The organism is Pseudomonas sp. SB113 (genome assembly GCF_040754745.1).
Classification (GTDB): Bacteria; Pseudomonadota; Gammaproteobacteria; order Pseudomonadales; family Pseudomonadaceae; genus Aquipseudomonas; species Aquipseudomonas grimontii.
In genome coordinates, this window is sequence record NZ_JBFMHW010000009.1 from 14,016 (window position 1) to 38,427 (window position 24,412).

A 24,412-nucleotide genomic window follows, 5' to 3' on the forward strand; every position below is an offset into this window, starting at 1 on the left:
ACGCCCCCTCCCACATGTTGCCTGTGTTCGACTCAGGTTCTGATAGCTGCCTCGACCCGTGCGATGTAGCTGTCAAACCGTGCCACCAGATCCACCTGCTCCGGAAAGCGCAGCCACTGGATCTGCAGGCCATCCATCATGGCCAGGATTTCTTCCACCAGCCCGGCGATGTCCACATCGCTGCGCACTTCCCCCGCTGCGACCAGGTCGGCAAACTGCCCCTGCATGCGCCGCTGGATCCCCGCATAACGCTCCTGGAACCACGCCCACGCCGGTTGGGTGTCGAGCAGACTTTCGGCATTCAAAATCGTAAACGCGCGCACCACGCCCGGCGCGGTGGCGTTCGAACGGTTGATCGCGCGCAGGCTGCCGAGCAACCCGGTCAGGGACTTTTCGGCGCGCACTTCATCGGCGATTCGTTGATTGACCTCGTCGCGACGTTGCAGCACGCCCATCAATAATGAAATTTTGCTGGGAAAGTGATGCAACACACCGGCCACGGAAATACCGACGATGGCCGCCACTTTTGCCACCGAAGCGCCGCTATAGCCTTCCAGGGAAAACACCTGCAAGGCCGCGTCCAGCAGCTCTTCGCGGCGTTTTTCACCTTTGGGGGCGCGGCGGGTCTTGGGGGCGGGCTCGGTCATGGGGACATCCTTGTGGGCAGGCTTGCACCGTATCCAAATTGCCCCTGGGCCGCAAATAAAGCTCAGGCGCTTTCCCGTTCGATCAGGCGGCAGTCCAACAGGTTCAAACGCTGTACTTCCTCCTCAACCGGCACTACTCCAAGGCTTTCCAGCACCCGCGTGGCCGCCAGCACACCGATCTCCAACGCGGGCGGCTTGATGGTGCTGAGGCTCGGCAACAGCATCTCGGCAAACGGGTAATCGCCAAACCCGAGCACGGCACAGTCCTGCGGGATCTTCAGCCCGGCGCGCTGCCCCGCCAGCAAACCACCGGCGGCGAGGTTGTCATTGGCGAAGAAGATCGCGTCGGGCGGTGTGGCATGGTTCATCAAGGCTTCCATCGCCTGCCTGCCGGCCTCGAAGGGCGCGCGGTCGGCGTCCGGGGCGAAGACCCAGGGTTGTACACCCAGCTCGATCAGGGTCGCGGCAAACCCATCACCCCGTTCCAGCGCGCTGAAGTCGCCCGTAGCGCTGTTCTGCACGAAGGCGATGCGCCGATAACCCTTGCCATGCAGGTAGCGCGCGGCGGTGACGCCGACTTCGTAGTGGGAAAACCCGATTTGCAACGGCGCGCGGTCGGGCACGTAGTCCCAGGTTTCCACCACTGGAATATCGGCATCGGCGATCATTTTTTCGGTGCCCGTGCTGTGAAAGCGGCTGGTCAGCACCAGTGCCGCCGGCGACCAGCCGAGGAACGCGCGCACCGCGCTTTCTTCCTGCTCGGCGCTGAAGTAACTGGACGCAAGCAACAGCTGATACCCATGGCGACTGAGGGTGTCGCTGAAGCCCTGGATCGTGTTGGCGAAGATCGGCCCCGAGATGTTTGGGATCACCATCGCCACGATCCGCCCGCGCGCCGACGCCAGGCCGCCGGCCACCAGGTTGGGCACATAACCCAGCTCGGCCACCACCTCGGCGATGCGCTCGCGACGCTCGGGTGAGACCTGCTCCGGCTGGTTGAAATAGCGCGACACGGTGATTGCCGACACGCCAGCCTGGCGGGCCACGGTGTTCAAGGTGACGCGCCCGGCGCCACGGCGTTTGCGCGGTTTTTCTTCGCTCACGGGATAATCCTACTAACAACAAAAAAGAATATAGGAATAATTTTTAAGTCTTTGACGCTCTAAACCCAAGTTACCAATAATGTCGATGTTAGCGCTAACAAAGCGCGCTGTCTGCTACTCGCTCAAGCGAATGCCCAAGACAGTTTCCACAGGCGCTGACGGTCGCAAGAACCGCAGCGGTTCAGGGCATTTTTTCGAGCGAACACACCATGCACAGGCACACGCACTTATTCCTTCTCGCCGGTCTGACCGCCCTCCCCGTGCCCGGCGCCTTTGCCGCTGACGAACAGGAACCCACGCTCAAAGCGGTGACGGTCACCGCCACCCGGCGTGAAGAGTCACTGCAAAAAGTCCCGGTGGCGGTCTCGGTGCTGGACGGCGAACAACTGGAGCGCGACAACCGCAACGGCGTGGCAAGCATCGCCCAGCAAGTGCCGTCGCTGAACTTCCGCACCGGCGCCTCGAACAAGGACACCTCGCTGTTCGTGCGCGGCGTGGGCACCATTTCCACCTCCCCTGGCGTGGAGCCGACGGTGGCCACGGTGATCGACGGCGTGGTCTATGCCCGCCCCGGCCAGGCCACCCTCGACCTGCTGGACCTGGAACGCATCGAAGTGCTGCGCGGCCCGCAGGGCACCTTGTTCGGCAAGAACGCTTCGGCCGGCGTGCTCAACATCACCAGCAAGGCGCCCAGCGCCGAGACCCACGGCTACATCGACCAGGCGTACTACAGCGGCAATGAAAGCCGCACCCGTTTCGGCATCGGCGGCAGCCTGGTGCCGGATGTGCTCAAGGGCTCGATCAGCACGCTGTTCGGCAGCTACGACGGCAACGTCGACAACCAGCACAACGGCCAGGAGGTCAACGGCTACAACCACAAGGGCATCCGCGGCAAGCTGGCGTTCACCCCCAACGATGACGTGACACTGACCCTGATCGCCGACTACATGCAGTCCCATGACGACGCGCCGAATGGCGTGGTCAGCAAGTCCCTGAGCCCGGGCTTCACCACTGCCTTGAGCCCGGTGCGCGCTTCCAGCGACAACCGCGACATCAACACCGATACGCGCAGCCATGTCGAGGACACCAACAAAGGGTTGTCCGCTCAGTTGGACTGGAACCTGGGCGACTACACCCTGACCTCGATCACCGCCTGGCGCGGCTGGGACAACACCCAATACCAGGACGGCGACCGCCTCAGCACGGTGACTGCCGCCTTCCCCGGCACCGCCGACAAGGGCGAGCTGGCCTTCGACCAATACTCCCAGGAACTGCGCCTGGCCTCGCCCAAGGGTGAGTTCCTGGAGTACGTCGGCGGCCTGTTCTACATGCATGGCAAGGACGAGGAAACCTATCAGCGCACACTCACGACCACCACGCGCACCGACCGTGGCATCGCCGACTACAGCACCACCAGCGACAGCTACGCGGTGTTCGGCGAGACCACGCTGAATTTCACCTCGCGCTTTCGTGGCATCGCCGGCCTGCGCTACACCCACGATGACCTGAAATACGATCACCGCCGCGTCTCCACCTCGGCCACCACGGTCAGCGGGATTCAACCGGCCACCTCCAGCTCCGGCTCGGTGGACGAAGACGGCTGGTCCGGCCGTCTCGGCGTGCAGTACGACATCAGCGACAGCGTCACCAGCTACCTCACCTACTCGCGCGGCTACAAGGGCCCGGCCTACAACGTGTTCTTCAATATGCAGCCACGCGATACCGACGCGCTCAAACCGGAAACCTCCAACACCTGGGAAGCCGGGATCAAGGCCACCGCCTGGAACAACCGCCTGACCACCAACCTCGCGGTATTCCACAGCGACTACGACAACTACCAGGCCAACTTTTTCGACACCGTCGCCGGCCAGGTCGTGACTCGCCTGATCAACGCCGGCAGCGTCAGCACCGAAGGCGTCGAGCTCGATTACGCCCTGCAAGCCACCCAGCAACTCAAGCTCTCCGGCGCCCTGGCCTACACCCGTGCGCGCATCGATGAGTTCGCCTGCCCGGCCGGTGCAGCGGCGACGTGTAACGTCAACGGCAAGCCACTGCCCTTCAGCCCGGACTGGAAAAGCTACGTGCGCGCCGACTACACGATCCCGCTGGATAACGGCCTGGACATCGAACTGGGCACCGACTACAGCTGGCAGAGCGAAGTGCAATACGACATCAGCCAGAACGTCGACACTAAACAAGGCGCCTATGGCATCTGGAACGCCAGTGTGGCCCTGGCCGACTACAGCAACGGCTGGCGCGTGGCGTTGCTGGCCAAGAACCTCGCCGACAAGTCCTACTCACCGCTGCTGGCCAGCGGTGGCAACTACATTTACCGCGCCGTACCCCGTGACGATGAGCGTTACTTCGGCGTGCAACTGCGCAAGGATTTCTAGCATGAGCCGTCAACTGAAACTCGGCGCCTTTCTCATGGCCACCGGGCACCATGTCGCCGCCTGGCGCCACCCGGACGTACCGGCGAATGCCGGGCTGGACTTCGCCCAGTACAAACACCTGGCGCGGGTGGCCGAAGCGGCGAAGTTCGATGCGCTGTTCGTGGCGGACAGCATCGCCGCCGCCACCGGCGAGATTGCCAGCCATATGGCGCGCTCGGACCATTTCGAACCGCTCACCCTGCTCTCGGCGCTGAGTGCGGTGACCGAGCATATCGGCCTGATCGCCACCGCGACCACCAGCTACAACGAGCCCTACCATGTGGCGCGCAAGTTCGCCTCGCTGGATCACCTGTCCGGCGGGCGCGCGGGTTGGAACCTGGTGACCTCGGACAACGCCGCCGAAGCGCAGAATTTTGGCCGCGACGAACACCTCGGCCATGGCGAACGCTACAGCCGCGCCAAGGAGTTTCATCAGGTGGTGACCGGGCTGTGGGACAGCTGGGAAGACGATGCCTTTGTGCGCGACAAGGCCAGCGGCAACTATTACGACCCGGCGAAGCTGCATCTGCTGGACCATGTGGGCGAACACTTCCGGGTCAAGGGCCCGCTGAATGTGGCGCGCTCGCCCCAGGGCCAACCGGTGATCGTGCAGGCCGGTTCGTCCGAAGCTGGCCGTGAGCTGGCGGCGCAGACCGCCGAGGTGGTGTTCACCGCACAGACCTCGTTGGCCACTGCCCAGGCGTTTTATGCCGACCTCAAGGGACGCTTGAGCCAGTACGGGCGCGAGCCGGATTCGCTGAAAATCATGCCCGGCGTGTTTGTGGTGGTCGGGGCAACCGAGGCCGAGGCCCAGGCCAAATTCGAGGCGTTCCAGGCGCTGGTCGAACCGCAGGTCGGTGTCGCGTTGCTGGGGCGCATGCTGGGCAATTTCGACCTGTCCGGCTACCCGCTGGACGGGCCGTTGCCGGAGCTGCCGTTGACCGACAGCGGGCAACGCAGTCGTCAGCAACTGCTGAGTGACTTGGCCCACCGTGAGCAACTGACCCTCGCACAATTGGGTCGGCGAATTGCCGGTGGCCGTGGGCATTACAGCCTGATCGGCACGCCCGCGCAGATTGCCGATGAGCTGCAGAACTGGTTCGAAAACGGCGCGGCCGATGGTTTCAATATCCTCGTGCCGCACTTGCCGGGTGGGTTGGAAGACTTCGCGCAATGGGTGGTGCCCGAGCTGCAGCGGCGCGGCCTGTTTCGCACTGAATACAGCGGTTCCACCTTGCGTGAAAACCTCGGTCTGCTGCGCCCGGTCAATCGTTTTACAGAGGGTAAAGCATGAAGTTTCCCGCACTGATCCTGGCCCTGCTGGCCGTGACGCAAACCGCGCTGGCCGCCGACCCCGCCACCCTGCGCATCGGCTACCAGAAAGGCTCCATCGCCCTGGTGCTTGCCAAGCAACATGACCTGCTGGAAAAGCGCTTCCCGAAGACGGACGTGAAATGGATCGAATTCCCCGCCGGCCCGCAGATGCTTGAAGCGCTGAACGTGGGGGCACTGGATGTGGGTTCCACCGGCGACATCCCGCCGCTGTTCGCCCAAGCCGCCGGGGCCGACCTGGTGTACATCGGCGCCGAACCGCCCAAGCCGAGCGCCGAGACTATCCTGGTGCGCAACGACAGCCCGCTGCATTCGGTCGCGGACCTCAAGGGCAAGAAAGTGGCGTTCCAGAAGGGTTCCAGCTCCCACAACCTGATCCTACGCGCACTGAACAACGCCGGCCTGAGCTACAAGGACATCCAACCGATGTACCTGCCTCCGGCCGATGCGCGAGCCGCGTTCGAACGAGGCAGCGTCGATGCCTGGGCGATCTGGGAACCCTACTCGTCACTCGCCTTGAGCCAGAGCCCCAGCCATGTGCTGGCCAATGGCGAAGGCTTGGGCCTGTCGGGACCGGTGTACACCGCCCGGCGCGAGTATGCGCGGGACAATGGTGCGTTTATCCAGGCTCTGCTCGACGAACTCACCGCCGCCGAAGCTCTTACCCGCAGCCAACGCGAAGACAGCCTGAACGTACTGACCGACTTCATGGGCCTGCCCGCCGACGTGGTTGCGCGCTACATGGACAACCGCCCGCCTTCGCCGATTTTGCCGATTGATGAGGGGATCATCCAGGCGCAGCAGGCGACGGCGGATCTGTTTTTCCAGAATCGGTTGTTGCCCAAGGCCATTGAGGTCAAGAAGGCTGCGTGGAAATCTGAAGCCAACTGAGATCCAAATGTGGGAGGGAGCAAGCCCCCTCCCACATTTTTTGACCGCGTCAGGCTTGGGTACGGGTGCTTTTTTCGACCAGGCACATGGGGGTGCCGGCCACCGGCTCGCGCATGATCTGCACCTGCACCTCAAATACCTGGCGCATCAACTGCGCACTGATCACCTGCGCCGGCGCGCCATCGGCCACCAGCTTGCCGGCGTGCATCACCGCCAGGTGGTCGGCGTAGCGGCAGGCCTGGTTGATGTCGTGGAGCACGGTGATCACGGTCTTGCCTTCGGCGGCGAGTTCGCCCATCAGGTCGAGCAGTTCGACCTGGTGGCTGATGTCGAGGTAGGTGGTGGGTTCGTCGAGCAACACCACAGGTGCGTTCTGTGCCAGGACCATCGCCAGCCAGGCGCGTTGGCGCTGGCCGCCGGACAGGTCCGCCAGGGCGCAGTCGGCCAGGTTGTCGAGTTCCAGGCGTTGCATGGCTTGGGTCACCTGGGACTGGTCATTGCCGCTCAGGCGTCCCCACAGCGAGTTGTGCGGGCTGCGGCCATAGGCGACCAACTGGCGCACGCTGACGCCTTCGGGCACCGGCAGCACTTGGGGCAGGAATGCAATGTGCCGCGCCAGTTGGCGGGCGGACAGGCTGGCGTAGGCCTGGCCGTCCAGGCTCAGTTCGCCTTGCGTGGGCTTGAGGATGCGCGCAAACGCCTTAAGCAAGGTGGACTTGCCGCAGCCATTGGGGCCGATCAATGCGGTGACCTTGCCCGCCGGCGGCGTGAACGACAGCCCCTGCACGATGGGGGTAGCGCCATAGCCGATATCCAGCTCGCGTGCTCGAAGAATACTCATGTCATCAGCCCTTGAACCGTGCCAGCAACCAAAGAAAATACGGTGCGCCAATCACCGCTGTAAGCACCCCGGCGGGGATTTCGCTGGGTGCGATCAACGTGCGCCCGAGGGTGTCGGCCAGTACCAGTAACAGCGCGCCGATCAGCATCGCGGCCGGCAGCAGGTACTGGTGATGCCCGCCCACCAGGCGCCGCGCCATATGCGGTGCGACCAAACCGATAAAGCCAATCGGCCCGATCACGCCCACGCCCAGACTGGTGAGCAGCACCGCGCAGGCCATCGCCAGCCAGCGCGTGCGACCCAGGAAGGTGCCCAGGCTGTGGGCCGCTTCATCACCGAGGGCGATCAGGTTCAGCGGCTTGGCCAGGCACAGCCCCAGCGGGATCAGCACCAGGAACGGCAACACCAGCGCTACATGGTGCCAGTTACGACTCCACAGGCTGCCGGTGAGCGCGAGCAAGGCAGTGTTGATGTCCAGCGGGTGGGACAGGATCAGAAACTCGGTGATGCTGGACAAGGTCACCGCAATCGCCACGCCGGACAGCGCAAAACGCACGCCGGAAAAACTCACGCCGCTGTTGTACAGCGCCAACAGCAACGCACCACCGGCACCGCCCAGGCAGGCCACCAGCGGCAGCCAGGCAATCGGCAGGTGCGGCCAGCTGATGATCGCCACGGTCAGCGCCAAGCCTGCGCCTTGGGTCACGCCAAGGATCTCCGGCGAGGCCAGCGGGTTGCGAATCACGCCCTGCACAATCGCCCCGGCCAGGCCGAATGCGCAGCCGGCGAGGATCGCGATCAGGCTGCGTGGCAGGCGGTGGTTCCAGACTTCAAAGTCGAGGGCGTCATGGGCCAGCAGGCGCTCCAGCACGGTTTCGGGCGTGAGCCACAGGGTGCCGGCGCTGAGGCTGACGAAGGTCGCCAGCAGCAACAAACCGAGCAGCAGCCAAAGGCGCAATCGTGGCTGGGTCATAGGGCGCGCCTGGCGAGAAAGAGGAAGAACGGTGCACCGATCAATGCAGTGACCACCCCGGCCGGAGTTTCCACCGGGAACGCCACGGCGCGGCTGAGCAGGTCGGCGCCGAGCACGATCACCGCGCCCAAGGCGGCACTCAGCGGGATCAGCCAGCGGTAGTCATTGCCGAGAAACTGGCGAAGGATATTCGGCGCGATCAACCCGACAAAACCGATCGGCCCGACCGCGCAGACACTCGCCCCCACCAGCAACAGGCTGGCGACGAACACCTGCAAACGCAGGCTGGCAATGCCCACGCCCAACGAGCGTGCAGCGTCTTCGCCAAGGTTGATCAGGTTCAGGCGCGGCGCGCACCACAGCGCCCACACACCGCCGATCAAGGTGCACGGCCAGAGCAATTGCACCTGCGCCGCACCGACGTTGGCCAGGGAGCCGGCCAGCCAATTGAGCACGCTTTGCGCCTGGGCCTCGACCATGATCACCGTGAGCCGGGTCAAGGCAGCACACAACGCGGCGACGGCCACCCCGGCCAACACCAGTCGACCTTGAGCCGTGGTCGGCGACCAGGCACCGCCGAGGCTGAACACCGTGACCCAGGCCAGCGCGCCGCCCAGGCAGGTCATCAGCAAGGCACCGCCGGCAAACGGCGGTGCGACCAACCCGGTGGAAAACAACGCAAGCCCCAACGCCGCGCCCGCTGTCACGCCGAACAGCGACGGCGATGCCAGACGGTTGCGGGTGATGCCTTGCATCAGCGCCCCGGCCAGGCCCAGGCAGGCGCCCACCAATGCCGCGCATACCGCACGCGGCACGCGCAACTGGGCGACGATATAGGCCATATTGCCGCCCACGCTGCCCTGATGCACCAGGCCATTCCAGGCATCCGTGGCGGTGAGGGTGAACGGCGACCAGCTGTACAACGACAGCCAGAACAACACGGCGCCCAGCACTACGATGCCGGCTGCGGCCAAACCACGGCCCATGCTTATTGGCTCAGTACGGCTTTGCCGCCCTTGAGGATCGCCAGGGCGTCCTCGGCGATCTGCTCCGAGGCCAACACGCCACGGTTGCGCGCCCAGCTGTCACCGTCCACTTCGGCCACCTGCTGGTGACGCACCGCGCCCAACACTTGCCACAGCGGCTGTTTGCTCCAGCTGTCGACGATGCTCGGGCGGCGGTAATGGCCGACCAGCAGCCAACCCGGATCAAGGGCGAGCAGTTGTTCCAGGCTGACGAATTCAGTGGGCGCGGCGTTGGCGCGCACCGACGGCACTTTCAGGCCGATGGCTTGCAGCACGCTGCCGGCGTAGGAGTCCGGGCCGTGCACGGAGAAGCTGTCTTCACGGGCGACACCGAATAACACGCTGGCACCGGCCGGGATCTGCTGGGCGATGTTTCTCAGGTTTTCACGGTTTTGCGCGATGCGGACTTCCATCTGCGGGCTTTTGCCCAAGGCCTTGCCGATCAGCTCGGCGGACTTGAGGCTGCCCTCGTAATCCTCACCACGCGAGGGCAACAACAAGGTCGGCGCAATACTCGCCAGGTCGCTGTACAGCGCCTGGTGGCGGTTGAGGTCGGCAACGATCAGGTCCGGCTTGAGCCGCGCGATTTCCTCGATGCTCGGCTGCGAACGCAGGCCCACGGATTTCCATTGGCCGATGGCCTGGCGCACACGGGGCAGCACGCGATTGGCGTCGCCATCATCGGCGGCGCCGACTGGGGTCACGTCAACGGCGGCAAGGCTGTCGAGAAAGGAGAACTCCAGCACCACCACTCGCTTGGGCGCATCGGGCAGATGCACCGCGTGCTGGCCGTCGTTGAGGTCGATGGGGGCAGCGCTTAACAGGCTGGAAGAGAACGCCAGCAGGCAGGCGGCAAAGGTGGGGATGGAGCGCAACAATTGCATGAAGGTACCTCGGCGTTAAAACACCCCAGCTGGACCGGCTGGGGAAAACGGCGGGTACTATTCCATATCGGGGCGGCGCGATCAAAAAACATTCTCATTTGTGGGAGGGGGCTTGCCCCCGATAGCGGTGTGTCAGTCAAGGATGCTCCAACTGAACCGCCGCAATCGGGGGCAAGCCCCCTCCCACTTTTTTAATCGGCGTCTAGAAGTCGACGGTGGCAGACAGCAGGTAGGTGCGCGGGGTCGACAGGGTCAGCCCCGGCTCGCTGTCATCCGACGCACCGGCCGAACTCCAGTAGCGCTTGTCGGCGACGTTCTCCACATTCGCCCGCAGGGTGATGTGCTTGTCATCCACCTTGAACGCATAGCGGGCGCCGACGTCGATACGGTTCCAGGCGTCGATTTCCTTGACGTTGGACTGGTCCAGGTATTGGGAGCTGGAGTGGATGCCCCGGCTGGTCAGGGTCAGGCCTTCGAGGGTCGGAACGTCCCACTCGGCGCCGAGGTTGACGTTGTACTTGGGCGTGGCCGGCGCGCGGTTGCCGTCCCAGGCGCCATTGGTGGTGTCCTTCAATTTGCTGTCGATGTACATCACGCCGCCGAGCAAGCGCACACCCTTGAAGGGTTCGCCGAACACACTCAGCTCCGCACCGGTGTTCTGGCGCTTGCCATTGGGACCGAACAGCAGCGAGGTGGAGTTGGTCTCGTAGGCCGGTTGCTTGATGCGGAACACGGCGGCGGTCACGGCGAAGGCGCCGGCGTCGTACTTGGCGCCCACTTCCACCTGGCGGCTGATAAACGGCGGGAAGATCTGGTCTTCGTTTCTCGACGTGGACGGTGCGATCTTGCCCTGGCTCATACCTTCCATGTAGTTGGCGTACAGCGAGAGCTTGTCGGTGGCTTTGAACAGCAGGCCACCCGAAGGCGAGATCTTTTCTTCGTCGTAGTTGGTCTTGCCTTTGATGCCATTGCTCCAGTCGTCCACGATCACACGCTGCCAACGCGCGCCGAGGGTGAGCAACAGGCGGTCATCGAAGAAGCCCAGGGTGTCGGACAAGGCCACGCCACTGAATGTGTTCTCGGTGTACACCTTCGCGTCCTGACGCGTGGCCACAGACGGCGTCGGGGTTTGCACGGGGTTGTAGAGATTGCTCGATGCGTTGGCATAACGCGCACCGCCGTTGGTGAAGTCCATATAGAAGTAGCTGGCGGCCAGGTTGACCTCATGGCTCACCGGCCCGGTGTGGAACCAGTTACGCACACCGGCCGTGGCAGTGCGGACGTTTTCATCGCGGGTGAAATCCCGAGGCGAGACGGTAAACGCGCCGGCTGCGTTGCTGACCGACACCGCATGGCGCAGGAACTCGTGGTTACTTTTACGCGCGCCCACACCGCCGTAGAGCATCACCGAATCGCTGAGGTCATATTCGGCATTCACCGTACCGAAGGTGTCCTTGGTGCGGGCCTTGCTCCAGGACTGCGCGTAGTTGCGGCGCACATCGTTGGCGCTGGGCACCGGCGCCGCGGCCGCTACTTGCACACGCTCCTGCGGGGCATCGGTGTCGCGCTCGGTGCGGCCGATGTCGGTGGAAAGACGCAGGCGCTCGCCACGAAAATCCAGGCCCAGCACGGCCATCTCACGGTCGACGCTCTGGTGGTCCCATTCGGTATCGCCGGACTGCTTCACGCCGTTGAAGCGCAGGCCGAACTTGTTGTCCTCACCGAAGCGCCGGCCCACATCCACCGCGCCGCCGGCCTGGCTGTCGGAGGCCCAGGTGCCGGTGAACGAGGTGATGTCCTTGTCGGTGGCGCGCTTGGGCACCACGTTGATCCCGCCACCCACGCTGCCGCGCGGCGAGATGCCGTTGATCAACTGGGTGGGGCCCTTGAAGATGTCGACGCGGTCGGCCATTTCCATGTCGATGGTGTAGGTCGGCAGCACGCCGTACAGGCCGTTGTAAGACACATCACTGTTGAACAGGCTGAAACCGCGAATGGTGAACTGCTCATAACGCCCACCGGCCGGGTTGGTGGCGCGTACCGACGGGTCGCTGGCGATCAGGTCGCCGAGGGTGCGCGCCTGCTGGTTTTTTACCGCGTCCTGGGTGTAGGTGGTCATGCTGAACGGCGTTTCCATGAAATCCCGCGTGCCCAGCAAGCCTTGCGAGCCACGCCGCGCCACCTGGCCACCGGCGTAGGTGTCGCCGTCGTACAGGCCGGTGGTACCGAGAATCGACGTCGGCGCCAGTTCCAGGCTGCTGCCATCCGGCGCCGGTACCAGCATGTACGCCTGCTCCCCCATGGGTTGCAGCTGCAGGCCGGAGCCTTGCAGCAGGCGGGCAAAGCCCTCTTCCACTCCGTACTCACCAGACAAACCGCTGCTGCTGCGCCCGCTGACCAGCGCCGGGTCTATCGACAGGTTGACCCCCGACAAACCGGCAAAGCGGGTCAACGCCGCACTCAGGCTGCCGGCCGGCACCTGGTAGCTGCGGCGCGCGGCGCTGTCTTCGGCATAGCTGACGGGGACGAACAACGGGCTGGCGCTGAGGCTCAGCATCAGGCTCAGTTTGAGCAACGGGCGCAAGCGCAAAGGGAGGACGGCGGGCATGGGAAGAAGCTCTCGATTTTGTTCACTTGCCTGGAATGACAGGCGAGGTGAAAAAAGGGGACAGGCTTCGACCAACTTTTTTATGCAACCGGCACTTCCAAGCCGACGTTGACCCGGTCCAGCACCACCAATGTCTTGAACCGTTTCACATTGGGATTCTCGGCGAACAGCCGACCGGCGAGGTCCTGGTACTTTATCCCAACTCCCTCGGCAGGCATAAACGGAGCGTCTCCTGGTTTTTTGATTCACCTGTCGCCGGTGTTTCCGGTGATGTCGAAGGGTTCCGTCGCCACGGAGCGGCCGGGCATGCCGTAATACCAGTCAGCTAAGGAACCTGCGACCAACTTGCCGCAACCGTGCTGCAAGTTAAAAATCCCGCTGAGTTCGGCGCCATTGACCGCGAAATATCGCGTACGCGCCGCCTTGGCGAGCTTGTCAGCCCATTTCTCCGTGTTACACGCGTAATCAGCCCATACCCATCAGCTTTTTTCGAGCCATCCACCAGCTGGACCTTGGAATAGGTGCTGCGTCGGGAAATGCGCCAGATGGCCAGCTCGGTGGGGGGGTGTGAACCTGGCATATCCGATCCGCACGCCTGAGAAAGCGGACAAGCAGGTGTTTCAGTTTTCCATGGGACAGACGTTCTGAAAGCGTCAGCGCGTTTATATATTCTTTTTCATTAAGGAACTCTACTGCTGGCTCCAGGTCGGGAGATGTATGTACTTTCATTTCACAACATGGATAGGTCGGATGAAACAGATGTCCTGCGTCGGGGCCAAGCCGGTTGGCGAGAATAAGCTGCCGTTGTTTGCACCCGCATCAGTGCCGTGTTTAAACGCACGCTCGCCGACCCTACACGACTTTGATGCCTGTCGGAATGTCGAATCAGGCGCGGTTTTTATTATTGCTTCCGGCCCTTCAGCCAAATCATTTCCCCTCGAAAAGTTTGCGCACGTGCCCATGATTACGATGAATGGCGCGATTTCGATGTTTATGAACACCGACATCAAACCGAGTTTTTACGCCTGCACGGACAGAAGCTTTTCCAACCAGCAGCCGGATTTATTCAACTACGCCATGGTCGTCAGCCAAAGGGTCGCGCTATGGGCAGACCATGCGCAATCATCCTGCATTCGTCCAACCGGGCAGCTCTACCCGTTGTCCAAGGCTACAAGGCCGTCGTGGCTCGATGTGGCGCTCGGGAGACAAAAAGAGTTGGTTACCGATCACTCCTTGATCGCCCGTCGGAAACGACCCATCGGGTTCTCCAAGGACATGAGCCAGGGCTTTTTTGATGCCCGAACCGTGGCCTACCTGGCCATACAGCTGGCATTCCACGTCGGGTTCTCCAAGGTTTTTCTGGTAGGCGTCGACCTGGACGAAAAGTCGGGGAGGTTTTACGAAACGAAGGACTCCGTAAACTCCCCCTGCGGGCTCGATCAACACTATTACACCCGCATACTTCCGTCGTTCGAGTTGATGTCCAAAAAGGTCATGGGGGATGACTTCATGGTTTACAACTTATCCGATATTTCGAAGATCCCGGAAAGCGTCATTGCGCGTGTAACCGTTGCGGAAGTGGAAGCGATGCTCCAAACGCCATGAAGCAAGAAAGGGGCGAGTAGCGCACGCCTTGGCGTGACTTGATCTTCGCTCGCTCATCGAGCGGTTGCTCATCCCATTGGGCGTGCCAGGCACAAACGGTCACAGGGCCATGAACCTCGGTCAAGCGTGAGCTGGACCGGCGCGTGATCGACGGCATGCTGCTGTGTACTGCACCGGAAAAACGCCGCAGTCGCTGATCTAACTGACAGCTAAGACCGTACTAACGCAGTTGCACGTTATTGAACGCAGATTGAATCAAGATTCAACTTATCGGCTGAATCGAATCATCTGTTTAATCCGTGAAACACACTACAGCTGCGTAAGCGACATTATAAGCAGGGTGAATACCCGCACAAAAAAGCTGTGAACTTTACGATTTCACCGCGTTAGCCATTAGTCGAATACTGCCTCCCGCGAGCAGGGCCTTATAGTGCGCAACCTAAAACACACCTCCTATTGAAATAGTTCTGAGTATTTTTAATGTCCCTCAAGCCCCCCTCGCCGAATGCACTTGCGATTAATGAGGAGCTATTGCATTTAATGCAAGCAACCGCTAACGCCCAAACGGCCTGGATGACCACCGTCAACCATTTGGAAGCCGCCTGTGATGACGTCTGGCTCGCGCGCATGTGGGAAGTCGAGAACCTGGAAAACCAATACAGGGCCTGCCAGGACCAATTGTTTTCCTACCTGAAAAAAACCATCAAACTTTAAATACCTGGTGACTGCCGCCTGTCTTTTGGTAGTTAGCCGCAAGCATTCGGGCCAAACAGAACTCGGTCCTCCTGAATATTCGACTAAAGCACAAGACAACATTTCGGCTCTCAGAAAATCAACTTAGTTAACTAACCGCCCTCCCCGCCAACGCCTGAAAAACATGGGGCTGTATCCTTTCAGTGACACTACAGCCGATGAACACCACCTGCCGATTTTTTTTCACGCAAGATCCAAGTCGAAGTATGGAACATGCTCGCGATTAAAGCATTGGAGGTGTAGGTCGACACTCAGGGGATCAATAATCAACCTGCTTTATTTTAGGAGTCTGTATGTTCGGCTGGATCAGCAATATCCGAGTCAGTGCTAAATTAAGTTGGGGGTTCGGCCTGGTGCTGGGGCTTGCGTTCTTGCTGGCCGCGACCGGCTGGTACGCCGTGGTGACACTGACCGAGCGCGGGCTTAAGGTTGAAAAAATTGCGCAGATCAGCAACTACACCAAAGACTTGCGAATCATCCGTCTGCGCATCGGTACCAACGCTCAAGCGAATGCCTATCAACCGTTGCAACAAACCCTGGATCAACTGGCAGCCCACCTGCACAGTATCCGGGAGCTGTTCATCGAGCCGATGGATAAAGACCTGATCCAGCAGCAGGAAAATGCGGTCAACGAGTACGGGAAACACCTGCACGACCTGTCCACGCCTGGCATTGACCAGGCGGCGCTATTTAAACGGATGGGGCAGTTGGGTGACCTGTTGCTCGACACCACGCAAACCCTCATTCAATCGCAAAATACCAAACGCGATGCCGATGCCGCCTCTGCCAAGACCCTGCTGGGACTCGTCGCGGCCCTGGCACTGTTGCTGGGTACACTCGCCGCCTGGGTCATCACCCGCCAAATCGTGAACCCACTGCAACACACGCTCCAGGCAGTGAACCGCATTGCCCAGGGTGATTTGACCGAGCCTGTAAAGGTCGACCGGCGTGACGAGTTGGGCCAACTGCAATCAGGCCTTGCGCAGATGATGCACAACCTTCATGAGCTGATTGACGGCATTCGCTCCGGTGTTATCCAGGTGGCCAGCGCGGCCGAGCAGTTGTCGGCAGTCACCGAGCACACGAATTCCGGCATCAGCAATCAAAAAGCCGAAACGGATCATGTGGCCACCGCGATGAACGAGATGACCACCACTGTCCAGAACGTCGCACGCAATGCCGAAGAAGCCTCTGCGGCCGCGTCCATCGCGGATCAACAAGCCTGCGAGGGGGAACAAATCGTGGGTGAGGCGATTGCACAGATCCAGCGCCTGGCGGCAGAACTCAACCAATCGGCCGATGCGGTGCGCCATCTTCAGGAACAAAGTGACAAGATCGGCGGCGTACTGGATGTGATCAAAGCCGTCGCCCAGCAAACCAACCTGCTGGCGCTGAACGCGGCCATCGAAGCGGCCCGCGCCGGCGAGGCTGGCCGTGGCTTTGCTGTGGTGGCAGACGAAGTCCGCAACCTCGCCCTGCGGACCCAGCGCTCCACCGAAGAAATTGAAAGCCTGGTCGCCGGGGTACAGAGCGGCACCCACGCCGTGACCTCAGGTATGGAAAGCAGCCTGGTACTGAGCGAAAGCAGCGTGGAATGCACCCACCGGGCGGTCAGTGCGCTGGAGAACATCACGGGCAAGGTCTCGATCATTCAGTCAATGAATCAGCAGATTGCCACGGCGGCGGAACAGCAAAGTGCCGTCACCGAGGAGATCAATCGCAGCGTGATCAACGTGCGCAACATCTCCGACCAGACGGCCGACACCTGCGAAGAAACCGCCGCGTCGAGCAACGAGCTGGCGCGGTTGGGGCATGAATTGGAGCGGTTGGTGGAGCGGTTTAAGGTTTAAGGCGCGCAAGGGCGGCTGCCGGTTTGCGGTAGCCGCTGCTGGCATTGAAGCCTAGCAATGAACGCCTCGCCCGCCGGTTCGCCCGATGGGCGCCCATGAAAACCAGGCAGCCCTCAGGAAAACCGCCCCCCCGGTGAGGCTGTTCGCGTGGAAATCGGCGATCTGTTGCCACATCGCGATCGGGTTGGAATACATCGGACCGTGCGCGCAAACCGCAATAGGCGCCAGCCGCATACGTTCAGCCTGGAGGCAGTAGGACAACGACGTGGATCGTGTCCGATCTAACCGGACACGTTGTTGGCCTGCTGGTGAGGACGTGGTGTCGGTGATTCAGCCGATCTCGACATTCATCGCGATGCACCAGGTGCCGGCGCCGGCTTCTTGTTTCTGCTGATCCCCTGCTCTGGTATGGTGGCGCCCACTGATCGCAATGGAAGCATCGAAGAATGGACTCATGGAAGACCCTGGCAGCCGTCGTTATGGTATCAATCAGCGCTGAAGCAATGGCGTGGTACGTCGAGAATCCGGTCGAGAGAGCGCTGAGCGCCACTACCCTGTTCCCAACGATGGTGCTCGGAGGTACAACAGCATTTACAGTCTACGGGCCCTCAATGATGAAAAAAGCGAAGGACGATGCCCTCGCATTCATTGGTTCAGATGGCGAAATTCGCGGCGCTCAGTTTGAGCAAGCAGTTCGCTTTTATCGTGCGACATACACGCCGCCGCTGATGAACGACCAGCAACTGGCCCAGGCAATCTCTACCTCGTACTGAGCGCGACCTTTCACGACCTTTTCACAGTCAATTGTCTATTGTTACCCCAGCTCCTAGTGAACATCCCTTTAAGCCCGCCCTCCCCATCGCGGGCTTTTCTTTGCCTGCGATTCGCCCTTAGCGATAAGTCCTCCCTGATCTACACTTCCTCAGTCGAGCTTTCGCCCCCTCTCGGTGCTCGACAGACCGCACATGCGGGCGTTTTGTTACCCACGACCTCAAGCGGAGGAGCGACCATTTCTACGCAGGATGGAAGGAAGAAGAGATGCCGGCTTCCATGAAGTGCGAGCGCTGTCGCTGCACCTGTACAAGAAAGCCGGTAAGGACGGGCAGAAGATTGCAGGCCATGCGAGCGAGGGCATGACCAAGAACTACCAGCGGGACCACGAGGAAATCATTTGGTCCGAGGCGATTCCGGATCTGAATATCAGCGAAATCACCGGGTAGTTTTGCGCAGGCACAAAAAAGCCGATCTATCTGATCGGCTTAAGAGTCTGATTTTACTCAGGAATAATGGTCGGGACGGAGTGATTCGAACACTCGACCCCTAGCACCCCATTGTACCGATCCACCAACGTGGGCTTCGTTAAACATCGCTTGAGTGATCCATTAAGCAACGTTCATCGCTCCCAGCGCTCTCTCAATGAGATCCTCTTCCTGGGCTGGAAGCCTCAATCGTCCCCTTTGTTCGTAAAACACTTCCTTCGCTCTCTCCCTGGTCAACCCGACGTCATCAAGCTTCATACTCTTGACAGTCCAGAGTCCCTTCGGTGATATCCCTTTTATCACTACCGGAAGCTGATCTCGATCATTGTCAAACTGAATATGCAATTCGATCTCGTCATCGTAAGGATGAACGATGTGGAACTCACAGTCGTCGTACGTATCTTTGAGTTCTTTAATTGTGTCGATATCGGACTTCACCGCGAGGCCGTTGCAATACTCACAAGAGATCACAAGATTTTTCGCAACAAAGGTCCACTGCGGGTAGAGAGATGATGGAGCGATATGATCCCGATGGATTGTTCGCCGACCTTCCGCACCCAAGGGAAGAGTGCACCAGGCGCAGCGCTCCTGCTGAATCACACGACCCTGTATGAGCACCTGACTTTTGAAATTGATTACCGGCTTTCTCTTTCCGTACCAACTTTTCGGTCTTAAATCGACCTTTATAGCATCAAGCTTTTTCTGATCTTCTGGATCAATGACAGCACACCTTGGCAGCTTGATCATCTGACACCTTCTATGAACACGCCTATGCGTTCCAGGATGATGTTCATCGCAGGGTTGTCCGGGCCAGCCACTTTCTGTAGGCGAGCGTAGGTCGACTTCAGCTCTCTCATGTTCAGAGGTTCGGTCCGAGCAATCATTTGCAGAGCTTTACGAAGATCACTTTCAACGTACATGTTGCCTGTGGTTGCTACGCCAAACACACGATAAAGGATGTTTTCAGGAGAGCGGCCGTACACGTCACCTTCGAATAAATCGAATTTTGGTCCGTTTTCATACCGAGCAGTAACCAGAACCGAATTATCTTGATCCAAATCGGATACCATAAAGTGAGAATGCGTTGCGATCAAAACATGCGTTGCATCGATGTTTTTAAGGCTTTCCAGCAGCGTTGGAATGTACTTTATCTGCCAATGCGGATGCAGGCTGATCTCAGGTTCATCAATCACAACTAGAGAGTGATCATTTAACTCTGCGAGCAAGCGAGAATTCGTACCGATCAGTTGCTGCTCACCAGAACTCAAGTCCGAAAACTCACATTCCATGCCGGATCTGCCGAAGAAAAGAGAAGACTTTTTAAAAGCTCGCCAGCGCCTGGCAGCATCAAAACCTCTCTTCCATGCCTCTGCCGCTACTTCATTTTCCAGGGCATGCGACAACTCAAAATACAAACTTGTACCATCAGTACCCTGCTGGAACGGCCACTCGCGGATCAAATCAAAAAACGACATAATATCGTGGAAGTTATTATCTAAATTATGCCTAAGATTCGATTTTTTGGCAGGTGTCATTGCCCTCGTTTCCTGTATACGAATCAACTCATCGTAAACATCATTCCAATTACTAGAAAGAAGTTTTAGCGAGTGCAACTGCAAATGAATGTGTATTTTATTGTCGAATCCTGCCAGTTCCAGCCAGTTCCTCAGCCGATCTTTAAAGCTCGGAGTTGAGAATCCTACAACTAGACTATGCATAACTTTCTTCTCAAGCGCGCCAGTCGTTGTTAAATTCGAAGACTGACGTAGCCCGAGATACTTATAGAAAGAATCTTCGTTTTCCGTGGTAAACCTAAACTTATCATTTGGAAGGTGAGAGACAGTTGCCACCTGACTTGGAAATGGCATGTCATTCAGCTTTGTACTTCTACCACTTAAGGTACAACGAACTTCGTCAAGACTCTTGCGCTCAATTACGCACATTTTCCCGTCAAACCGATACTTCAAGGTTGCCTGATCTGCCAGCGCCCTACTTCTGAACGCAGCTTTATCACCTTCCGTCCGCAGCGTATTCAAATAGCAAACTTCATCTACAATACGGCTAATGTATCGGCTTTTCCCCGATCCATTAGGCCCAATCAGAACAGTTACGTTCGTGCTTCCACCTTTTACACTTTCATCAAATAGCGGAATGTTGATGGCGCCTTCTTCATAACTTATTAAGCAGAAACCTACTTTCTTGTTTTTTCTTCTTACTGACTCAGTCATATTTTAGCCATAGCATCATACGGTTTGACTCCCTTATTTCAACTATATCAAACAATGCACGAATTCGCGTTCACTTCCGCAGCTAAACACTCAAATCAACATCATTCAAAACCCACTGCCACTAAACCCACCACTGGCGACATTCCGGCACAGCCGGGACTGCACCCTCCCCGACTTTTAAGACTCAATTTCTGAGCAAGTAGAAAATTCATCAGCACATTTGACAGCATAAATCTCCGTAATCTGCTCAACTGCTTCAGACGTACTAGCACCATTACGAACCAATTCCGCGAAATCATAGATCGCTGCCGCTCCGCTACCATTGGCGAGTGCGCAGGCCATCAACTCCTTCACTTGAGCATCAATGCTCGCCTCAGTTTCATCTCGCTCTATTGGGTTCTCATCTGAAAGCTTTTTGATGATCACGGAGGCGTCAGTGGTTTCATCAATCCCGTACAGCTCATAGAAAACCTGACCCAACGCTCCGGCGGGTAACGATTTGAGACGACTCCATACACCTAAATCAGTTTTCTCGTTACGCGCTTTTTCAAATTGAAGTCGCAGTTTAGTGGCGATGGTTCCGGCCGACTTCTCTCTATTGGAGTACTTATAATTTGAGTTAGACGATACGGTTTGCACAACTCGCCACAACATGCTCCACACGTCTCTGGTGCTGTAATACTTCAACGCCGTGTAAATCGCGCTCTTGATCTCTTCCGTCTTATGTAGCGGAAAGACCTGTCTGTACTCTTCGAGTTGATTGTGCAGGTATGCCATGCAGTCGGCCATAGTGTAGTCGTACCACAGCGCTAACAAGCTCTGCTTATTCGTATAGGTGCGTACTACCAGCTCATTGAAAGCCTCCTCGCCGCCTCCTAGGAGTTCATCGGGGACCAAGAAAAACCGTGCCTTTTCCCGGTAATAGTTCAGTCCGTTGGCGTTCACAAAGTAGGCGCTGGAGCCGGTGGCACGAGGATCGTCCGATATGACGCCAGCCTTATAAAGCCGAGAGATGAACATCTCCGAATACAAGGGCGATAGGGCCCTGCAATCGTGGAAGGTGAATCTTCCGCCGAAAAGGCTAGGTGAGATGGCGCCCCTTAATGCCAACAGGATGAACGCCAGGTCGTCAGGCAAAGCCGAGTAGTTGGTCGTTAGAGCTGTTATGCGCTCAGCGTGCTTCGCTACTCGCCTTTGCAGGTCAGCCTCCGCTTCTGCTTCAGCAACTCGCCGCGCTTCGTCCAACTCGGCCTTGCATGCCGAGCAAGGCCAGAGTGGGTGTTGCTTGAATCTCTTCACCTCCGACCTGCTTGTGATACTCAACTCACAACCGCAGACCGAACAGTTCTGGTTTTCGTCAAACGCGGTGCATTGCGTTCTGATGTAAGCAGCGAGGGCATGGGGTTTGAGGATCTCGCGAAATGGCAACATCGCGCTGACGTTCTCGACAGGCTTACATTCCTCGTTCATTGCCCAGTAGCGCTGGACCAGTGAGATGACTTCCGGGTCGGTAGCATGGATCTCTAATTTGATTGCCATCGTGCGAACGGTCCGAGGAGGTGGTTTTCGAGTTGTGTGAGTTCGATTGCCATCCTACTCAAATTCTGGCCAATGGCCACCCGCAAAATCCATTTCTGATGGTGCCTCTGCTCCGACCCAGTTCATCAGTAAAACGGAGGATTTTGCAGGCATCACGAATACGGTGAGCCGCCCTTACCCGAGGACGGTGAAATTGAGAAGTGTAGGCGAGCATATGCAGGGCCAAATGCGATTCATGCCCTATCAATGATGCCAAAGCAGATGAAAATTAAGGTTCCAAAATCGGTAGACTGGAACTCCGTGATCCAAAATGATGAATGCACGAAAGTTTGAATCCTTTAGGCACCTATTACTAGGAAAGACAGCAGCAAGCTGATAGCGGATCCGCGATCGGCCCGCCCCCTGGCGTGAATGTCGAAATGGCTAACGCGGTAAATACGATCAACAGAGGGCGAGATTTGATCTTACCCAAAGCATCCAAAATATTTTTTAGCACTTATTGCATTCCTACTTTGCACGAGCGTAGGCCAACGCCTACATCCAAAACTGCCGTTGAATCACGCTTGGTTGACTGGCGAACTTTGACTCAGTCTGAGACTTATTGACAACTTCCTACGACTGCTTTTTGGCCGATTGCTCCCTTTCCCGAAAGGCAGATACCGACACATTTCAGCCTTCCGAGCAATCTATGCCTCAATGTCGCGCCTCCCCTTATTGTGGTGTATGCTCAGGCCAGCCATTGAGCAGACCACTCCCGGCATTTTTTCTAGCAGAAATAGGCCCGCAGCACATTCAGCTCCCTTCGGGGGTGTGTTTCGAACATTCGTAGCTAACGCACTAACCGGTCATGCGAATGCTAGCCAGCACAGCTGGTGAAGCACATCTATGCCTGGACAACCCCATGTCCGGGAAAACCGAATTTGGAGTCTATCAATGAGCAGAACTATCATTACCGGCCCGTCCTCCGACGCGCTCGCATTTTTCAAAAATACGCCGCTAGGCAGCCTTCACTTCCGCCAATGGCAAGAGCTTTTTGCTGCCTGCCTCGGATTCAACACTCTCGCTGCTGCAATCAGTTACGAGAAAAGTGCTGGGACATGCATGGACGACATGACCCGCTCCGCAGCGGTAGTCCTAGATCCATCGCAAGCGTCAACTTGGCTCGCGCGAAAAGGCATCCAGACCACCCACCAAGACCTCTCTCTGATCACTCATTTTCTGAACGAGTATTGGTCCCGAAAATGTGATCCGGCGCCAAAATTCTATTGGTCCATCCGTGACTACCTTGACGTGATCGAGATCAAGATCGCGGAAAGGACTACCGCGGGCTTGGCTCTCATTGTTCAGACATCTTCCGTACCGGAGCTACCGTCAGGTCCACTGCGCCCTGTTCACTCCTTGCTACTTCAAGGGAAGGCTCGATGTATCGATTTTCCACTTGCGACTCACGAAACGGCGGGATCACCTGAGGCTCAAATCGTGACAGGAAAAGCTAACGTCACGTTCAACTGGCCAAGAGGATTGACGCTGCATTCTGTTCGGGCTGCGCGCGAACCTGAGCAAGCCACTGATATCAGTCCCTTCTCATGGGATCATTTCATCGCGAGCGGGACGGAACGAGGAGTTAAAGGGGGAGGCTTAGACTACCAACAGATTTTTGCACGCCCAACGCTGACTGCTGGATACCCTATAGTCACAATGACGCGCGGGCCAGTCGTACCGTGGGAAGAGGCTGTGCCAACTCCTGAACTACGTGGTGTGATCCTGGATCTAGCCCTTAGTTACATCGGCAGGCGATTTGATCGGGTGATGCTTCATTTCAACGGCGGGCTGATGCCAGATCACATACAAGCGCACACTCGCGATGGTCGCGAAATCCATTGGCACCCGTCCCGCGATCGTGATCAGGCAGCAATGTTGCTGAACGTCCCGTCTGAGGAGTTGGCTGGAACCAACTGGGGGGATTTGTTGCGCGATCTTATTTTAGTTACGGTCGGCCCTGGAATCCTCGTGCCGTTTTACGGCCACCAATCAGATCTGGATGCAAGGCGGGAGCAGCTTGAGAAAAGACAAGAGACGTGAACCTCAACTTGTCTCTGCGGCATGCAAAACGAAGCATTTCAAATCGGCACCCTTGCCCCAGACTCCGCAATCCAGGCACCACGTGATGGTGCCTCTCTTCGCTAAATCCGAGTTTTTAGGGCTCTAAAGGGCTGCCATTGGATGGATAAAAGCCATTCGTGAGAGACCGCTTTTGGCTGTGCTGCCTGTCGCGAAGGGCAGCAAACGGCCCAGAGTGTGTAAAAACGCTCTGACCTCATCGTCAAGGGCATCTAGAAAAACCAAGAGAATTAAACTCTCAAGCTATGCTGCCGCAATGATGCTATCCGATATGTTGTTATAGCGCTCATAGAGCGGGCAATGATCGTCAGGTAAATCGAA

General features: G+C 58.5%; 20 protein-coding genes and 2 pseudogenes. 9 read left to right on the forward strand and 13 right to left on the reverse strand.

Translation table 11 applies throughout. The annotated features are described in order from the left end of the window. Window positions 1–32 precede the first annotated feature (32 nt). Together AB1462_RS13725 and AB1462_RS13730 are read right to left on the reverse strand one after the other, a co-directional pair. Complete coding sequence (locus AB1462_RS13725) at window positions 33–647, reverse strand: TetR/AcrR family transcriptional regulator (RefSeq protein WP_090406333.1); 615 nt, start codon at window positions 645–647, stop codon at window positions 33–35. 62 nt (window positions 648–709) lie between these two features. Continuing rightward, window positions 710–1,750 carry a LacI family DNA-binding transcriptional regulator gene (locus AB1462_RS13730; protein ID WP_090406336.1) on the reverse strand — a complete coding sequence of 347 codons (1,041 nt, stop codon included), beginning with the start codon at window positions 1,748–1,750 and terminating at the stop codon, window positions 710–712. Between the two features lie 209 nt (window positions 1,751–1,959). Here AB1462_RS13730 and AB1462_RS13735 point away from each other — a divergent pair, with 209 nt between their 5' ends. Genes AB1462_RS13735 through AB1462_RS13745 form a run of 3 tightly spaced genes read left to right on the forward strand, consistent with a single transcriptional unit; the run spans window position 1,960 to window position 6,405 of the window. Beyond that, window positions 1,960–4,143: a TonB-dependent receptor gene (locus AB1462_RS13735; protein WP_367246877.1), complete on the forward strand. Its 2,184-nt coding sequence runs from the start codon at window positions 1,960–1,962 to the stop codon at window positions 4,141–4,143. A 1-nt stretch (window position 4,144) separates the two neighbouring features. Then, window positions 4,145–5,476 carry an LLM class flavin-dependent oxidoreductase gene (locus AB1462_RS13740; RefSeq protein WP_367246878.1) on the forward strand — a complete coding sequence of 444 codons (1,332 nt, stop codon included), beginning with the start codon at window positions 4,145–4,147 and terminating at the stop codon, window positions 5,474–5,476. After that, a complete protein-coding gene (locus AB1462_RS13745) occupies window positions 5,473–6,405 on the forward strand; it encodes a sulfonate ABC transporter substrate-binding protein (protein WP_367246879.1) in 933 nt (310 codons plus the stop codon). Before AB1462_RS13740 ends, AB1462_RS13745 begins: the two co-directional genes overlap by 4 nt. Before the next feature lie 49 nt (window positions 6,406–6,454). Here AB1462_RS13745 and fecE read toward each other — a convergent pair whose 3' ends face one another. The 6 genes and pseudogenes from fecE to AB1462_RS13775 all read right to left on the reverse strand — a co-directional run. Further along, window positions 6,455–7,246 carry a Fe(3+) dicitrate ABC transporter ATP-binding protein FecE gene (gene fecE, locus AB1462_RS13750; protein ID WP_367246880.1) on the reverse strand — a complete coding sequence of 264 codons (792 nt, stop codon included), beginning with the start codon at window positions 7,244–7,246 and terminating at the stop codon, window positions 6,455–6,457. A gap of 4 nt (window positions 7,247–7,250) precedes the next feature. Further along, on the reverse strand, window positions 7,251–8,219 hold the full coding sequence (locus AB1462_RS13755; protein WP_090406352.1) for an iron chelate uptake ABC transporter family permease subunit: 969 nt from the start codon (window positions 8,217–8,219) through the stop codon (window positions 7,251–7,253). Further along, on the reverse strand, window positions 8,216–9,205 hold the full coding sequence (fecC, locus tag AB1462_RS13760; protein WP_367246881.1) for an iron-dicitrate ABC transporter permease FecC: 990 nt from the start codon (window positions 9,203–9,205) through the stop codon (window positions 8,216–8,218). Before fecC ends, AB1462_RS13755 begins: the two co-directional genes overlap by 4 nt. Before the next feature lie 2 nt (window positions 9,206–9,207). Next, a complete protein-coding gene (locus tag AB1462_RS13765; RefSeq protein WP_090406357.1) occupies window positions 9,208–10,128 on the reverse strand; it encodes a Fe(3+) dicitrate ABC transporter substrate-binding protein in 921 nt (306 codons plus the stop codon). A gap of 202 nt (window positions 10,129–10,330) precedes the next feature. Then, window positions 10,331–12,736: a TonB-dependent siderophore receptor gene (locus AB1462_RS13770; protein WP_367246882.1), complete on the reverse strand. Its 2,406-nt coding sequence runs from the start codon at window positions 12,734–12,736 to the stop codon at window positions 10,331–10,333. Window positions 12,737–12,816: 80 nt separating this feature from the next. Beyond that, window positions 12,817–12,930: pseudogene (locus tag AB1462_RS13775) on the reverse strand (AsnC family transcriptional regulator); the annotation flags it as partial. A 556-nt stretch (window positions 12,931–13,486) separates the two neighbouring features. On the opposite strand from AB1462_RS13775, the gene AB1462_RS13780 reads away from it, so the two are divergent. From AB1462_RS13780 to AB1462_RS13790, 3 genes are all read left to right on the forward strand, one after another. Then, window positions 13,487–14,341, forward strand: coding sequence for a lipopolysaccharide biosynthesis protein (locus AB1462_RS13780; RefSeq protein ID WP_367246883.1), 855 nt, complete (start codon window positions 13,487–13,489; stop codon window positions 14,339–14,341). Window positions 14,342–14,881: 540 nt separating this feature from the next. After that, window positions 14,882–15,055 (forward strand): hypothetical protein, encoded by a 174-nt coding sequence (locus tag AB1462_RS13785; RefSeq protein ID WP_244176366.1) that lies wholly within the window; start codon window positions 14,882–14,884, stop codon window positions 15,053–15,055. Window positions 15,056–15,387: 332 nt separating this feature from the next. Further along, the gene (locus AB1462_RS13790) at window positions 15,388–16,944 is read left to right on the forward strand and encodes a methyl-accepting chemotaxis protein (protein WP_367246884.1); all 1,557 of its coding nucleotides are present in this window, start codon (window positions 15,388–15,390) and stop codon (window positions 16,942–16,944) included. A gap of 138 nt (window positions 16,945–17,082) precedes the next feature. On the opposite strand, the pseudogene AB1462_RS13795 reads toward AB1462_RS13790, so the two are convergent. Next, a pseudogene (locus tag AB1462_RS13795) lies at window positions 17,083–17,217 on the reverse strand (alpha/beta hydrolase); the annotation flags it as partial. Window positions 17,218–17,274: 57 nt separating this feature from the next. Further along, window positions 17,275–17,400: a hypothetical protein gene (locus AB1462_RS13800; RefSeq protein WP_367246885.1), complete on the reverse strand. Its 126-nt coding sequence runs from the start codon at window positions 17,398–17,400 to the stop codon at window positions 17,275–17,277. Here AB1462_RS13800 and AB1462_RS13805 point away from each other — a divergent pair. Continuing rightward, window positions 17,391–17,717, forward strand: coding sequence for a DUF2388 domain-containing protein (locus AB1462_RS13805; protein ID WP_090406372.1), 327 nt, complete (start codon window positions 17,391–17,393; stop codon window positions 17,715–17,717). The two genes, AB1462_RS13800 and AB1462_RS13805, sit on opposite strands and share 10 nt — an antisense overlap. Window positions 17,718–17,966: 249 nt before the next feature. Further along, window positions 17,967–18,164 (forward strand): hypothetical protein, encoded by a 198-nt coding sequence (locus AB1462_RS13810; protein ID WP_244176368.1) that lies wholly within the window; start codon window positions 17,967–17,969, stop codon window positions 18,162–18,164. Between the two features lie 162 nt (window positions 18,165–18,326). On the opposite strand, the gene AB1462_RS13815 is transcribed toward AB1462_RS13810, so the two are convergent. From AB1462_RS13815 to AB1462_RS13825, 3 genes are all read right to left on the reverse strand, one after another. Further along, window positions 18,327–18,950 (reverse strand): hypothetical protein, encoded by a 624-nt coding sequence (locus AB1462_RS13815; protein ID WP_367246886.1) that lies wholly within the window; start codon window positions 18,948–18,950, stop codon window positions 18,327–18,329. After that, window positions 18,947–20,431, reverse strand: coding sequence for an AAA family ATPase (locus AB1462_RS13820; RefSeq protein WP_367246887.1), 1,485 nt, complete (start codon window positions 20,429–20,431; stop codon window positions 18,947–18,949). The genes AB1462_RS13815 and AB1462_RS13820 overlap by 4 nt, the downstream gene beginning before the upstream one ends. A 177-nt stretch (window positions 20,432–20,608) precedes the next feature. After that, window positions 20,609–21,970 (reverse strand): hypothetical protein, encoded by a 1,362-nt coding sequence (locus AB1462_RS13825; RefSeq protein ID WP_367246888.1) that lies wholly within the window; start codon window positions 21,968–21,970, stop codon window positions 20,609–20,611. 933 nt (window positions 21,971–22,903) lie between these two features. Here AB1462_RS13825 and AB1462_RS13830 point away from each other — a divergent pair. After that, window positions 22,904–24,052 carry a hypothetical protein gene (locus AB1462_RS13830; RefSeq protein WP_367246889.1) on the forward strand — a complete coding sequence of 383 codons (1,149 nt, stop codon included), beginning with the start codon at window positions 22,904–22,906 and terminating at the stop codon, window positions 24,050–24,052. The last annotated feature ends 360 nt before the right edge of the window (window positions 24,053–24,412 follow it).